Raw genomic sequence first — 12,638 nt, 5'->3', positions numbered from 1 at the left:
GGGTGGTGGCACACCCTGAGGCCACGGCCTCAGGGTGCGCCGCAGAACCAGCCGGACTCAGCGGTCGATGCCGCCCAGGCAGAGGTATTTCATCTCGACGTACTCCTCGATGCCGTGGTGCGAACCCTCGCGGCCCAGGCCCGATTGCTTGACCCCGCCGAACGGCGCCACCTCGTTGGACATGAGCCCGGTGTTGACGCCCACCATGCCGTATTCCAGCGCCTCGCCGACGCGGAAAATGCGGCCGACATCGCGGCTGAAAAAATAGGCCGCCAGACCAAATTCAGTGGCGTTGGCCGCGGCGATGACTTCCTCCTCGGTCTTGAAACGGAACACCGGCGCTACCGGGCCGAAGGTTTCCTCGCGGGCGCACAGCATGCCCGCGCTGGCCTCGGCCAGCACGGTCGGGGCGTAGAAGCGCCCGCCCGAGCCGCTGTCCAGGGTCTTGCCTCCGGTCAACACCTTCGCCCCCTTGGCCACGGCGTCGTCCACATGGCGCTGCACCTTGGCCAGCGCCTGGGCGTCGATCAGCGGGCCGACCTGCACCCCGGTGTCGAAACCGCCGCCCACCTTCATGGCCGACACTTGCCGGGCGAGCTTGCCGACGAAGGCGTCGTAGATGCCATCCTGCACGTAGAGGCGGTTGGCGCACACGCAGGTCTGGCCGGCATTGCGGTATTTGCTCTGCATCGCGCCTTCCACCGCAGCGTCCACATCGGCATCGTCGAAGACGATGAAGGGCGCATTGCCGCCCAACTCCAGGCTCAGCTTCTTGATGGTGGGCGCCGATTGCGCCATGAGAATGCGCCCGACCTCGGTGGACCCGGTGAACGACAAATGCCGCACCACCGGACTGGCGCACAGCACACTGCCAATCTCGACCGAGCCCTCGGCATCGCTGGTCAGCATGTTCAGCACCCCCGGCGGCATGCCGGCGCGTAGCGCCAACTCGGCAGCCGCCAAGGCCGTCAGCGGCGTCTGCTCGGCCGGCTTGATGACCACTGGGCAACCCGCGGCCAGGGCAGGCGCCACCTTGCGGGTGATCATCGCCAGCGGGAAGTTCCACGGCGTGATGGCCGCGCACACGCCAACCGGCTGGCGAATGACCAGCAGGCGCTTGGTGGCGTCGGGGCTGGGGATGGTTTCGCCATACACCCGCTTGGCTTCCTCGGCGAACCACTCGACGAAACTGGCGCCGTACACGACTTCGCCCTTGGCCTCGGCCAGCGGCTTGCCCTGCTCGGCGGTCATGATGCGGGCCAGGTCGTCGGCATGCTGGATGAGCAGCTCGAACCAGCGGCGCATCACCGCAGCGCGCTGTTTCGCCGGTTGCGCGCGCCATGCGGGCCAGGCCCGGTCGGCGGCGGCAATCGCCGCTTCGGCTTCGGCCGCGCCCAGGCGCGGAACCCGGGCCAGCAGCCGGCCATTGGCCGGGTCGTGGACGGGCACGGTGTTGGCTGCGTCAACCCAGCGGCCGTCGATCAGGGCCTGGGTCTTCAACAGGCTGGGGTCTTGCAGCAGGGCAAGAGGCGAGGTGGCAGTATCCATGGTGCTTGTCGGGTGTGTGAACGGGACCAAACGTCAATTTAGTCCCGCGCGGGCCGCCTTGCACAGCACCACATGGCGCGAGATCGGTCAACCACTGCGCAACCCCGGCATGCCCGCCTGTCGCAGCGCCTGCCGAAGATGGGGCCGGCGCCTAAAATCGCGGTTTCGTCGGTGCGGGTTTGCGCGTGGCAGCCCCCGTATGCGCCGACTCCATTCAGGTGTTTCGATGAACGTTTCCGACATCCGCGAAAAATTTCTGGCTTATTTCGAGTCGCAGGGTTCCACCCGCGTACCGTCGTCGTCCCTGGTGCCGGGCAATGACCCGACGCTGCTGTTCACCAACTCCGGCATGGTGCAGTTCAAGGACGTGTTCCTCGGCCAGGACAAGCGCCCCTACACCCGCGCCACCACGGCGCAGCGCTGCGTGCGCGCCGGCGGCAAGCACAACGACCTGGAAAACGTCGGCTACACCGCGCGCCACCACACGTTTTTCGAGATGCTGGGCAACTTCAGCTTTGGCGACTATTTCAAGCGCGACGCCATCCGCTACGCCTGGGAGTTGCTGACCACCGCGTACAAACTGCCCGCCGACAAGCTGTGGGTCACGGTCTACGCCGAGGACGACGAAGCGCATGACATCTGGGCGAAGGAGATTGGCGTGCCCATCGAGCGCATCGTGCGCATCGGCGACAACAAAGGCGCGCGCTACGCCTCCGACAATTTCTGGCAGATGGCCGACACCGGCCCCTGCGGGCCCTGCAGCGAAATCTTCTACGACCACGGCCCGGACGTCTGGGGCGGCCCGCCCGGCTCGCCCGAGGGCGATGGCGACCGCTACATCGAGGTCTGGAACCTGGTGTTCATGCAGTACGAGCGCAGCGTGGCCGAGGAAACGAGCTTCGCCAGCGAGGTCGAGGCCCAGGCCGCCAAGGCCGATGCCGAGCGCGCCGGCACCATCGCCCTCGTCGCGCGTCAGGGCGACGCCTGGAAGCTGACCACCTATGCCCAAAAACCGTTGCCGCGTCCCTGCGTGGACACCGGCATGGGGCTGGAGCGCATTGCCGCGGTGCTGCAGCATGTGCACAGCAATTACGAGATCGACCTGTTCCAGAAACTCATCCAGGCCGCCGGACGCGAAACGGGTTGCGCCGATCTCGGCCATGTGTCGCTGAAGGTGATCGCCGACCATATCCGCGCCTGCGCCTTTCTCATCGTCGACGGCGTGATTCCCGGCAACGAAGGCCGCGGTTATGTCCTGCGCCGCATCACCCGCCGCGCGCTGCGCCATGGCTACAAGCTGGGCCAGCACAAACCGTTTTTCCACAAACTCGTTCCCGATCTGGTGGCCGAGATGGGCGCGGCCTATCCCGAATTGGCGCAGGCTTCCAGCCGCATTCAGGACACCCTCGAAGCCGAGGAGAAGCGTTTTGGCGAGACGCTGGAAAACGGCATGCGCATCCTGGAAGCCGAACTCGACGCCATGCGCGCGCGCGGCGCATCCACGCTCTCGGGCGACGTGGCTTTCGCGCTCTACGACACCTACGGCTTCCCGCTCGACCTGACCGCCGACGTCTGCCGCGAACGCGATGTGGCGGTGGACGAAGTCGGTTTCGACGTTGCGATGGACCGGCAACGCGAGCAGGCGCGTGCTGCCGGCAAGTTCAAGATGACCGGCAATCTCGACTACAGCGGCGCCGCCACCCAATTCCAGGGCTACGAGCATCTGCAACTCGACGCCTGCAGGATTCTGGCGCTGTACGTGGGCGGCGCTTCGGTGCCGCGCATGGATGAAGGCGAGGAGGGTGTGGTGGTGCTCGACCGCACGCCGTTCTATGCCGAGTCCGGCGGCCAGGTGGGCGACGCCGGCGTGCTGTTCGAGGGTGATGCCTGCGGCCTGCGCTTTCTCGTGGCCGACACCCAAAAAATCCAGGCCGATGTCTTCGGCCACCATGGCCGGCTCGAAGTGGGCAGCCTGCGTGTGGGCGAAACCGTGGCCGCGCGGGTGGACGCCGAGCGCCGCCACGCCACCATGCGCAACCACAGCGCCACCCACCTGCTGCACAAGGCGCTGCGCCTGGTGCTGGGTGAGCATGTGCAGCAAAAAGGCTCGCTGGTCGATGCCGAAAAGACCCGCTTCGACTTCGCCCACGACGCGCCGATTTCCGCCGAGGACGTTCAGCGCATCGAGCGTTGGGTGAACGAGCAGATCCTGCACAACGCCGCCACCCAGGCGCGGGTGCTGCCGATCGAAGACGCCAAGAAAACCGGCGCGATGATGCTGTTCGGTGAAAAGTACGGCGACGTCGTGCGCGTGCTCGACATCGGCGACAGCCGCGAGCTTTGCGGCGGCACCCACGTGGCGCGCACCGGCGACATCGGCAGCCTGCGCATCATCAGCCAGGGTGCAGTGGCGGCCGGCGTGCGCCGCGTGGAGGCCGCCACCGGCATGAACGCCTTGCAACTGGGCCAGCGCCAGAGCAGCGAACTGGCGGCGCTGGCGGCCCTGCTGAAAACCCCGGAACACGAACTCGATGCCCGCGCCACGCAGTTGCTGGAGCAGTTGCGCGCACTGGAAAAAGACCTGGCTGCGCTCAAGGCCCAGCACGCCGCCTCGCGCGGCGTGGAACTGGCCGCGCAGGCGCAGGACATTGGCGGCGTCAAGTTCCTGGCCGCACGCCTGGATGGTGCCGATGCCACGGCGCTGCGCAGTGTGGTGGATCAGCTCAAGGCCAAGCTCAAGTCCGCCGTGGTGCTGCTGGCCAGCACCGAGGGCGACAAGGTGCAACTGGCTGCCGGCGTCACTCCGGACCTGACGGCGCGCATCAAGGCGGGCGAACTGGTGAGCATCGCCGCGCAGCAAGTGGGCGGCAAGGGCGGCGGCCGGCCGGACTTCGCCATGGCCGGCGGCAGCCGGCCGCAGGCGGTGGACGCCGCGCTCGCCGCCGGGCACGCATTCGTCGCGCAGCGCCTGGTGGCGCAATCGGCCTGAGCGTGATCAACCCCATCCCGCAATCCCGCCACATCCTTCTGGGTGTGAGCGGTGGCGTGGCAGCCTACAAGGCTTGCGAACTGGTGCGCGGCCTGACCAAGGCCGGGCACCAGGTGCAAGTGGTGATGACCACGGCGGCCACGCATTTTGTCGGGCCGGCCACGTTCCAGGCGCTCTCGGGCCGCCCGGTGGCCACCGACCAGTGGCAGCCTTTGGCGGCCAACGGCATGGACCATATCGACCTGGTGCGCGCCGCCGATGCCCTGGTGGTGGCTCCGGCCAGCGCCGACTGCCTCGGCAAGGCCGCGAACGGTTTGGGCGACGACCTGCTCTCCACCCTGGTGCTGGCGCGTGGCGCCGTGCCCACGGTGTTCGCCCCGGCGATGAACCGCGAGATGTGGGCCAACGCGGCGGTGCAGCGCAATGTGCAGCGCCTGTGTGAAGACGGTGTGCGCATGGCCGGCCCGGCCAGCGGCGAGCAGGCCTGCGGCGAGGTGGGCGAGGGTCGCATGATCGAGCCCGAACACATCATGCTCGAACTGGAAGCCCTGTTCCAGCCCAAGGCATTGGCCGGGCGGCGGGTGCTCATCACCGCCGGCCCCACCTTCGAGCCTTGGGACGCCGTGCGTGGCCTCACCAATCGTTCCAGCGGCAAGATGGGCTGGGCTTTGGCGCGAGCCGCCTGGGAGCAGGGCGCTGAAGTCACCTTGGTGGCCGGCCCCACGGCTTTGCCGCCGCCCTATGGCGTGCGCCTGCTGCCGGTGGAAACGGCCTTGCAGATGCGTGCCGCAGTGCTGGCCGCGCTGCCGGGGGTGGATGCGCTCATCGCCGCCGCCGCCGTGGCCGATTGGCGGCCATCGCAGGCGCATGCCGGCAAGCTGAAAAAGCAGCCCGATCAGCAGCCGCCGGTGCTGCAACTCGACACCAATCCCGACATCCTGGCCGAGATTGCCGCCCGGCCGGATGCGCCCTATTGCGTGGGCTTCGCCGCCGAGGCCGACGACCTGCTGGCGAACGCCCAGGCCAAGCGCCAGCGCAAGGGCGTGCCGCTGCTGGTGGGCAATCTCGGCCCGCAAACCTTTGGCCGCGACGACAACGCCTGCGTGCTGGTCGACGCCCATGGCGCCACCGAGCTGCCGCGCGCCAGCAAGCTGGAACTGGGCCGCCGCATCGTCAGTGAAATCGCGCTCCGTCTTCCCAGTTGTTCCAAGCCCCATCCATGACCCTGCCGATCGAAGTCCGCCTGCTCGACCCTCGCCTGCGCGAACAACTTCCCGCTTACGCCACCCCCGGGGCCGCCGGCATGGACTTGCGCGCCTGCATCGACGCGCCATTGGTGCTCGCGCCCGGCCAGGCCGAGTTGATCGCAACCGGTCTGTCCATCCATGTCGCCGACCCGGGGTATGCCGCGATCATCCTGCCGCGCTCCGGCCTGGGTCACAAGCACGGCATCGTGCTGGGCAATCTGGTGGGGCTCATCGATGCCGATTACCAGGGCCCGCTCATGGTGAGCTGCTGGAACCGCGGCACGCAGCCCTACACCGTGCAGCCCTTCGAGCGCATCGCACAACTGGTCATCGTGCCGGTGGTGCAGGCGCAGTGGCGGGTGGTCGACGCCTTCACGCCGAGCGCGCGTGGCGAAGGCGGTTTCGGCTCCACCGGCAAGGGCTGAGCCCGGCTCGTCGCCACGCATGGCCCGCAAGTACGCCCGTGCCATCGCTGCGCGTTTCGACGCGATGCGCGAGCACGCGCTGCTGCGGCCGTTTGCCAAGTATCTGGCGCATCCCGCACTGTGGAGCCTGCATCGGCGCAGCGTGGCGCTCGCCGTGGCCGCAGGCATGATCGGCGGGCTGATTCCGGGACCCCTGCAAATGCTCACCGCAGGCATCCTCGCCGTGCTGTTGCGCTGCAACTTTCCCATCGCCCTGGTCACCACGCTGTACTCCAACCCCTTGACCATCGTGCCGCTGTACCTGGCGGCCTACAAGCTGGGCAGCTGGGCCACCGGCATGAACGGCCGCAATGCGCTGGCGCCCTTGCCGCAATTCGATTGGACCCGGGTGGTCGATTCCACACGCGCCTTGATGCATTGGGCCATCGGCCTGGGCGAACCTCTGCTCGTGGGGTTGCCGCTGCTGGCGGTGTTGCTCGCGCTGGTCGGGTATACCGTGGTGCGGGTGGGATGGAACTGCTCCATACGCCTGCAATGGAGCCGCCGCCGCGCGGCGCGTCTCGGCCGCTGAGTCCGGCGGCGCTAGTTCACGTTGCGGGGCATGCCGGCGAAGAACATGCCGCTGTCGACATCGTCGAGGTGGGCGCTTTGCGCCTCGCGCTCGTCCGGGTCGGGCTCGCGCACTTCCAGAATGGTGTAGTGCACGCGCAAGGCCATGCCGGCCAGCGGGTGGTTGCCATCGAGCACCACCTTGTCGTCGGCAATGTCGGTCACGGTATACAAGGCGCCTGGCGCGCCCGGTGCGCAGCCAGCGGGCAGATGCTCGAACTGCATGCCGGGCTCAAGCACGTCCGGAAACAGCTTGCGCTCTTCGAGGCGCAGGAGATCGGGCTCATAGTCGCCGAAAGCATCATGCGGTTCGATCTGCAATTGACCACTGTCGCCAACCTGCTTGCCCATCAGATCTTGCGAGATGGCGGGCAGCAGATCGGCACCGCCGACGTAAAAGTCCGTGCCGTCTTCATGCTCGGCAATGGGTTCGTTCTGCGCGTCGGTCAGATGCCAGGACAGGGACACGACGGTATCGGGGGCGGCTTGCATGGTGGAAACGTGCTGAATGCGGCTGTCAGAGGGGGATGGCGCGAAGGGCGCACGGGCGCGGCCACAACGGGTTGATGCTGCAAGCTTAGCGTCTGCCCGCATGAAAGCTAAACTCGAACGATGCAGTCCAGTGCGGGTGTCGAACCCGGCCGCGTCAGCATCCCCGCACCTCCCCAGCGCAGTCCCGGTATGAACCTCCTCACCCAACACGCTGCGTGGCCCCTGGCCGGCATTAGTCTCGAACGGTTTCTGCAACGCCATTGGCAACGCAAGCCTTTGCTCCTGCGCCAGGCCGTCCCGGGTTTCAAGCCCTTGTTGAGCCGGGCCGAGTTGTTCGATCTCGCGAGCGACGACGCTGTCGAATCGCGTCTGATCCGGCGCCAGGCTGCCGGCAAATGGGATCTCAAGCACGGTCCTTTCACCCGCCGCAGCCTGCCCGCCTTGCGCCAGCCCGACTGGACCCTGCTGGTGCAGGGAGTCGATGCGCTGGACGACGCGGTTGCCGAGTTGCTCGCCAGGTTTCGCTTCATCCCCGATGCGCGCCTGGACGATGTGATGATTTCCTGGGCCAGCGACGGTGGCGGCGTGGGTCCGCATGTCGATGCCTATGACGTGTTTCTGCTGCAGGCCGAAGGGCAGCGCCGCTGGCGCATCGGCCCGGTGCGCACGCCGCGTTTCGGGCCGGACCAACCTTTGAAGCTGCTGGTGGACTTCGTTCCCGACACCGACCACCTGCTCGACCCAGGGGACATGCTCTACCTGCCTCCAGGCTGGGGCCATGATGGCGTTGCCATCGGGCCCTGCATGACCTACTCCATCGGCTTTCGCGCACCACCCGCCGATGAGTTGCTGCGGCAACTGCTGTGGAAGCTGGCGGAGGACCTGAAGCCCGGGCCACGCTACAGTGACCGGGGCCAGATCGACACGCTTGCAGCAAGGGCCCCCGCGCGTTTGCCAGGCGCCATGGTCGAATTTTTGCAAGCAGCATTTGTCCGGCTCAAACCCGGCAAGCGTGAGTTTGAAGCCGCGCTCGGCGAATTGCTCACCGAGCCCAAGCAGCTAGTCTGGTTCGATCCCAGCAGGCAGTCCGCCGCGCAACTGGCTCGCGCTTGCGCCCGCGGCGGGCTGCGGCTGGATCGACGCAGCCGCATGCTCTATGCCTCGGCCAGCGTGTTGATCAATGGCGAGCGGCTTGCATCGCCCCTGGCCCGCTCCAGCTTGTTGCGCCGACTGGCGGATCGACGTCAGCTCAGCTCGCAGGACTGGAAAGGCGCGACCGCACCCGAGCAGGCTGTGCTCCTGCAATGGTGCGAACAGGGATGGGCGCATCCATCCACGGCGGCGGAGCACTGATGACTTCGGCAGCACAAAGCACGAACTCGGCTGCGACGGCCATCTCAGGCCTCAGCGCCTGGCAGCAGGCCATCGCCGAGTTATTGAGCGCACCAGGACAGACCTTCAGCATGTACAGCACTGACTATGCCGACTGGCCGTTGAACCAACTCGAACTCGTCAACGCCCTCGACGCCTGGGGTCTGCAGCGCAAGCATCCCAGCATCCGCATGTTGGCACGTCGCTTCGACATCGTGCAGCGCGACCAGGCGCGGTTTACCCAGTGGCGCGTGCGGTTCTCGCATTTGATCGACTGTCGTGAATTGCCCGAAGATCTCGCCGCACCTGCCGAGTGTTTGCTCATGCCTGAACGAGGACTCGTGGCGATCCCCAGTGATGGCCATCGGCGCGCATCCCAGTGTTCCGGCGGGCGGCTTCATGCGGCGTTTGAACGGTTTGACCAAGCCTGGGCCCTGTCTGATCCAGGTTTTCCGGCACATGTCCTTGGGTTGTGAATTTTTCGCAACAAGATTGGTTTTCTCAAATACAGCTACCGGGGGAAACCCGAGCACGCGCTATACTTTCAATTGAACTTGACATGGCCCTTGTGGCATGAGGGTTCATGCGTTTTACCATTCCCGGAATCCACCGATTTCAATCGCCCGTTTGATCTGTCTGACGCTTTGAGGAAACAAATGAAAAAGTCCCTTCTGTTGGCTTCCATGATCGCTGCCCTGGCCCTGGCTGCTTGCGGTAAGAAAGAAGAAGCTGCTCCTGCTGCTTCTGCTCCCGCTTCGGCTGCAGCTCCTGCTGCCGCTTCGGCTCCCGCTGCTTCCGCTCCTGCTTCGGCCGCCGCTCCTGCTGCTTCGGCGCCTGCTGCATCCGCTCCCGCCAGCGCTGCCAGCAAGTAAGCAACCTCGACGCGATTCTTTCGCTTCGAACCAAAGCCAGCGCAAGCTGGCTTTTTTATTGGGGGTTGTTGCTCTTTGGTCGGGCGCCGTAAAGCCAACAGGCTTTTTTCGCGCTGTGTGTCGGGCAACAAGCTCGGCAACAAAAAAGCCCGCGTCGATGACAGCGGGCTTTTTTGTTGCCGAGCTTGTGGGCTCGGTGTGCAAGCTCAAGACTTATTTGATCTTGCCTTCCTTGTAAGAAACATGCTTGCGTGCCACCGGATCGAACTTCATGATTTCCATCTTTTCCGGTTGGATGCGCTTGTTCTTGGTGGTGGTGTAGAAGTGGCCGGTTCCAGCAGTGGATTCCAGCTTGATTTTTTCACGTCCGCCCTTGGCCATGGTGATTTGCTCCTGTCCTGTTCAGTGCTCAGACTTCGCCGCGCGCGCGAAGATCGACCAGCACGGTGTCGATGCCGACTTTGTCGATGAGGCGCAACCCTGCATTCGAGATGCGCAGGCGCACGAAGCGGTTTTCGCTTTCGACCCAGATTCTGCGGTATTGCAGGTTGGGCAGGAAACGACGCTTGGTTTTGTTATTGGCGTGGGAAACGTTGTTACCCACCATCGGCGCTTTGCCGGTTACTTGACAGACCCGTGCCATGGAGCACTCCACCTATATGGATGAAAACAAACCGTAAATTGTACAACGTTTCGGCTCCATTTCAAAGCCGGACCCGGCAGGGCGTCAAAGAGGCGAGGGCTTCAGTTCTCTCTGGCAGGGAACCGCGCGGGTTTGCAGCCAGTTTTGTCCCGGTGCTGGAAGCTGGATGGCGGTGAGACTGCCGCCCCAGAGGCAGCCGCTGTCCAGACATAGTGCATTGTTGGCCCAGTGCAGCCCAAGCGTGGACCAGTGGCCAAAGGCGATAGGTGTGTTTTCCGTATGTCGTCCGGGCGCCAGGAACCATGGCACCAGGCCTGGCGGTGCACGGTCGGCTTCCTGTTTGAAGTGAAAGTCGATGCTTCCTGCGGCATGGGCCGAGGTGTCGATGAAGCGCAGCCGGGTCAGGGCGTTGATGGTGATGCGCCAGCGCTCCGGGCCCTGCAGCATGTCGCTCCAGCGGTCGGGCTGATTGCCGAAGACCTCGCGCAGAAAGCCGGCCAGATCCGGGCCTCGCAGTTGCTCCTGCACCTCGCTGGCGAGTTGAAGGGTCTGCTCGCAAGTCCACTGCGGCAGCACGCCGGCATGCACCAGCAGCCAGCCATGCTCGAACAAGGCCAGTGGCCAGTGGCGCACACGGTCGAGTAGATCGTCTCGGTCAGGCGCATCGAGGATGGGCTGCAAGGTGTCCGTCCGGTGGGCCTTGCGCACACCATGGGCTACGGCCAAAAGATGCAGATCATGATTGCCCAGCAGGCACTGTGCGGCATCGCCCAACGCCATGAGCCGGCGCAGCACGGCGAGCGAGCCGGCTCCGCGGTTGACGGCGTCGCCCAACACGATGAGGCGGTCATGCGCCGGGTCGAAGGCAATGAGGTCGAGCAGGCGAGCGAAGGCTTGGTCGCAGCCTTGCAAGTCTCCAATCAGATAGATGGCCATGGCTTCCTAGAATAGCTGCAACTGTCAGAGTACGACGGCTGCTGGCTTCCCGATGGCTGAGTGATTTCGGTGAAGCCGTACTTGTGAAGTCCTCTCCATTGCTTGCCCCCGAAACGACCCGCCATGGCGCAACTCGACCCCACCTTGTTCAAGGCCTACGACATTCGCGGCATCGTCGGCCGCAGCCTGACCGAGGCGGCGTGTGAGCACATTGGCCGCGCCTACGCCACGCTGGCGCGCGAACTGGGCCAGGGCGCGGTGTACGTCAGCCGCGACGGCCGCAACTCCGGGCCTGCGCTGGGCGCCGCACTGGCCACCGGCCTGCGCGCGGGTGGGCTGGATGTGATCGACATCGGCATGAACGCCACGCCGATGCTGTACTACGCCTGCGCCACCAGCGATGTGCCCAACGGCATCCAGATCACCGGCAGCCACAATCCACCCGAGTACAACGGCCTGAAGATGGTGCTGGGCGGCGACGCCCTGCATGGCGAGGACATCGCCCGTCTGCGCGAGTTGACGCAGTCCGAGCAGTACGCCACGGGTGCGGGTGGCTTGCGTCATGCCAGCGTGGTCGAGCCCTACCTGCAGAGCATCGTGCAGGACGTCAAGCTGGCGCGCCCGCTGAAGGTGGCGGTGGATTGCGGCAACGGCGTGTCCGGCGCCTTTGCGCCCGACTTGTTGCGTCGGCTGGGTTGCGAGGTCACCGAGTTGTTCTGCGAGGTGGACGGCACCTTCCCCAACCATCACCCCGACCCGGCGGATCCGCACAACCTGGAAGATCTGCAGCGCGTGCTGCGCGACACCGACGCCGAAATCGGCCTGGCTTTCGACGGCGATGGCGACCGGCTCGGCGTGGTCACGAAGCGCGGCCATGTCATCTGGCCCGATCGCCAGCTCATGCTCTATGTGGCCGACGTGCTCACGCGCCACCCTGGCGCCCCCATCATTTTCGACGTCAAGTGCACCGCCAACCTCGGCCCCTGGGTGCGCAAGCATGGCGGCGAACCGATGATGTGGCGCACCGGGCATTCGCTCATCAAGGCGCGTATGAAAGAGGTGCAGGCGCCGCTGGCCGGCGAGATGAGCGGGCATATTTTTTTCAAGGATCGCTGGTTCGGCTTCGACGATGCGCAATATGGCGCCGCCCGTTTGCTGGAGTTGCTGGCGCGCGTGGCCGATCCCGAAGCCCACTTGCTGGCCTTGCCCGATTCCGTCTCCACCCCCGAACTCAAACTCGATACCGCCGAGGGCGCCAACTTCGTGCTTTGCGAACGCCTGCTGCGCGAAGCCAAATTCCCCGGCGCAGTCCAACTGCACACCATGGACGGCGTGCGTGCCGAGTATGCCGATGGCTTCGGCCTGGCCCGCCCCTCCAACACCACGCCTTGTGTGGTGCTGCGCTTCGAAGGCCAGACCACCGCGGCCCTGGCACGTATCCAGGGCGAATTCCGCGCCGCATTGCACGCGTTGGACCCCGCGCTGAAATTGCCGTTTTGACAAGCC

The 12,638-nt window shown here is 65.6% G+C and carries 13 protein-coding genes; 8 read left to right on the top strand and 5 right to left on the bottom strand.

Features of this window, described 5'->3' with window-relative positions; all coding sequences use genetic code 11:
* Positions 1-57: 57 nt before the first annotated feature.
* The gene (locus tag ACYCUK_RS15975) at positions 58-1,548 is read right to left on the bottom strand and encodes an NAD-dependent succinate-semialdehyde dehydrogenase (protein WP_461595681.1); all 1,491 of its coding nucleotides are present in this window, start codon (positions 1,546-1,548) and stop codon (positions 58-60) included.
* Positions 1,549-1,774: 226 nt separating this feature from the next.
* Between ACYCUK_RS15975 and alaS the strand changes: the two genes are divergently transcribed.
* From alaS to ACYCUK_RS15955, 4 genes are read left to right on the top strand one after another with little or no spacing between them, the layout of a single operon-like run.
* Positions 1,775-4,537, top strand: coding sequence for an alanine--tRNA ligase (gene alaS, locus ACYCUK_RS15970; RefSeq protein WP_461595680.1), 2,763 nt, complete (start codon positions 1,775-1,777; stop codon positions 4,535-4,537).
* Between the two features lie 2 nt (positions 4,538-4,539).
* Positions 4,540-5,760: a bifunctional phosphopantothenoylcysteine decarboxylase/phosphopantothenate--cysteine ligase CoaBC gene (gene coaBC, locus ACYCUK_RS15965; protein WP_461595679.1), complete on the top strand. Its 1,221-nt coding sequence runs from the start codon at positions 4,540-4,542 to the stop codon at positions 5,758-5,760.
* Positions 5,757-6,209: a dUTP diphosphatase gene (gene dut, locus ACYCUK_RS15960; RefSeq protein ID WP_461595678.1), complete on the top strand. Its 453-nt coding sequence runs from the start codon at positions 5,757-5,759 to the stop codon at positions 6,207-6,209. Before coaBC ends, dut begins: the two co-directional genes overlap by 4 nt.
* A gap of 19 nt (positions 6,210-6,228) precedes the next feature.
* Complete coding sequence (locus ACYCUK_RS15955) at positions 6,229-6,780, top strand: DUF2062 domain-containing protein (RefSeq protein WP_461595677.1); 552 nt, start codon at positions 6,229-6,231, stop codon at positions 6,778-6,780.
* 11 nt (positions 6,781-6,791) lie between these two features.
* Here the strand turns inward: ACYCUK_RS15955 and ACYCUK_RS15950 are convergent, their stop codons facing one another.
* Positions 6,792-7,310 carry an FKBP-type peptidyl-prolyl cis-trans isomerase gene (locus ACYCUK_RS15950; RefSeq protein WP_461595676.1) on the bottom strand — a complete coding sequence of 173 codons (519 nt, stop codon included), beginning with the start codon at positions 7,308-7,310 and terminating at the stop codon, positions 6,792-6,794.
* A 189-nt stretch (positions 7,311-7,499) separates the two neighbouring features.
* Between ACYCUK_RS15950 and ACYCUK_RS15945 the strand changes: the two genes are divergently transcribed.
* The 3 genes from ACYCUK_RS15945 to ACYCUK_RS15935 all read left to right on the top strand — a co-directional run bounded on the left by ACYCUK_RS15945 (position 7,500) and on the right by ACYCUK_RS15935 (position 9,553).
* On the top strand, positions 7,500-8,663 hold the full coding sequence (locus tag ACYCUK_RS15945) for a JmjC domain-containing protein (protein WP_461595675.1): 1,164 nt from the start codon (positions 7,500-7,502) through the stop codon (positions 8,661-8,663).
* Positions 8,663-9,157 (top strand): DUF7931 domain-containing protein, encoded by a 495-nt coding sequence (locus ACYCUK_RS15940; RefSeq protein WP_461595674.1) that lies wholly within the window; start codon positions 8,663-8,665, stop codon positions 9,155-9,157. The genes ACYCUK_RS15945 and ACYCUK_RS15940 overlap by 1 nt, the downstream gene beginning before the upstream one ends.
* 180 nt (positions 9,158-9,337) lie before the next feature.
* A complete protein-coding gene (locus ACYCUK_RS15935; RefSeq protein WP_461595683.1) occupies positions 9,338-9,553 on the top strand; it encodes a hypothetical protein in 216 nt (71 codons plus the stop codon).
* A 213-nt stretch (positions 9,554-9,766) separates the two neighbouring features.
* On the opposite strand, the gene rpmG is transcribed toward ACYCUK_RS15935, so the two are convergent.
* The 3 genes from rpmG to ACYCUK_RS15920 all read right to left on the bottom strand — a co-directional run bounded on the left by rpmG (position 9,767) and on the right by ACYCUK_RS15920 (position 11,132).
* Positions 9,767-9,934 carry a 50S ribosomal protein L33 gene (rpmG, locus tag ACYCUK_RS15930; RefSeq protein WP_112487378.1) on the bottom strand — a complete coding sequence of 56 codons (168 nt, stop codon included), beginning with the start codon at positions 9,932-9,934 and terminating at the stop codon, positions 9,767-9,769.
* A gap of 28 nt (positions 9,935-9,962) precedes the next feature.
* Positions 9,963-10,196, bottom strand: a complete 234-nt coding sequence (rpmB, locus tag ACYCUK_RS15925; protein WP_112487377.1) for a 50S ribosomal protein L28 — start codon at positions 10,194-10,196, stop codon at positions 9,963-9,965.
* 84 nt (positions 10,197-10,280) lie between these two features.
* Positions 10,281-11,132 carry a symmetrical bis(5'-nucleosyl)-tetraphosphatase gene (locus tag ACYCUK_RS15920; RefSeq protein WP_461595673.1) on the bottom strand — a complete coding sequence of 284 codons (852 nt, stop codon included), beginning with the start codon at positions 11,130-11,132 and terminating at the stop codon, positions 10,281-10,283.
* A gap of 123 nt (positions 11,133-11,255) precedes the next feature.
* Here ACYCUK_RS15920 and ACYCUK_RS15915 point away from each other — a divergent pair, with 123 nt between their 5' ends.
* Entirely contained in the window at positions 11,256-12,632 is a 1,377-nt protein-coding gene (locus tag ACYCUK_RS15915) for a phosphomannomutase/phosphoglucomutase (RefSeq protein ID WP_461595672.1), read from the top strand.
* The last annotated feature ends 6 nt before the right edge of the window (positions 12,633-12,638 follow it).

Source organism: Thiomonas sp. (assembly GCF_054608695.1).
Note: the sequence above shows the minus strand (reverse complement) of the source record. Positions and strands in the feature narration are given on the sequence as shown.

Coding starts and splice junctions, on each gene's coding strand:
- dut (WP_461595678.1), top strand. CDS start 5,757: ATGACCCTGCCGATCGAAGTCCGCCTGCTCGACCCTCGCCTGCGCGAA.
- ACYCUK_RS15945 (WP_461595675.1), top strand. CDS start 7,500: ATGAACCTCCTCACCCAACACGCTGCGTGGCCCCTGGCCGGCATTAGT.
- ACYCUK_RS15940 (WP_461595674.1), top strand. CDS start 8,663: ATGACTTCGGCAGCACAAAGCACGAACTCGGCTGCGACGGCCATCTCA.
- ACYCUK_RS15920 (WP_461595673.1), bottom strand. CDS start 11,132: ATGGCCATCTATCTGATTGGAGACTTGCAAGGCTGCGACCAAGCCTTC.
- rpmG (WP_112487378.1), bottom strand. CDS start 9,934: ATGGCCAAGGGCGGACGTGAAAAAATCAAGCTGGAATCCACTGCTGGA.
- ACYCUK_RS15955 (WP_461595677.1), top strand. CDS start 6,229: ATGGCCCGCAAGTACGCCCGTGCCATCGCTGCGCGTTTCGACGCGATG.
- ACYCUK_RS15950 (WP_461595676.1), bottom strand. CDS start 7,310: ATGCAAGCCGCCCCCGATACCGTCGTGTCCCTGTCCTGGCATCTGACC.
- ACYCUK_RS15975 (WP_461595681.1), bottom strand. CDS start 1,548: ATGGATACTGCCACCTCGCCTCTTGCCCTGCTGCAAGACCCCAGCCTG.
- alaS (WP_461595680.1), top strand. CDS start 1,775: ATGAACGTTTCCGACATCCGCGAAAAATTTCTGGCTTATTTCGAGTCG.
- ACYCUK_RS15935 (WP_461595683.1), top strand. CDS start 9,338: ATGAAAAAGTCCCTTCTGTTGGCTTCCATGATCGCTGCCCTGGCCCTG.
- ACYCUK_RS15915 (WP_461595672.1), top strand. CDS start 11,256: ATGGCGCAACTCGACCCCACCTTGTTCAAGGCCTACGACATTCGCGGC.
- rpmB (WP_112487377.1), bottom strand. CDS start 10,196: ATGGCACGGGTCTGTCAAGTAACCGGCAAAGCGCCGATGGTGGGTAAC.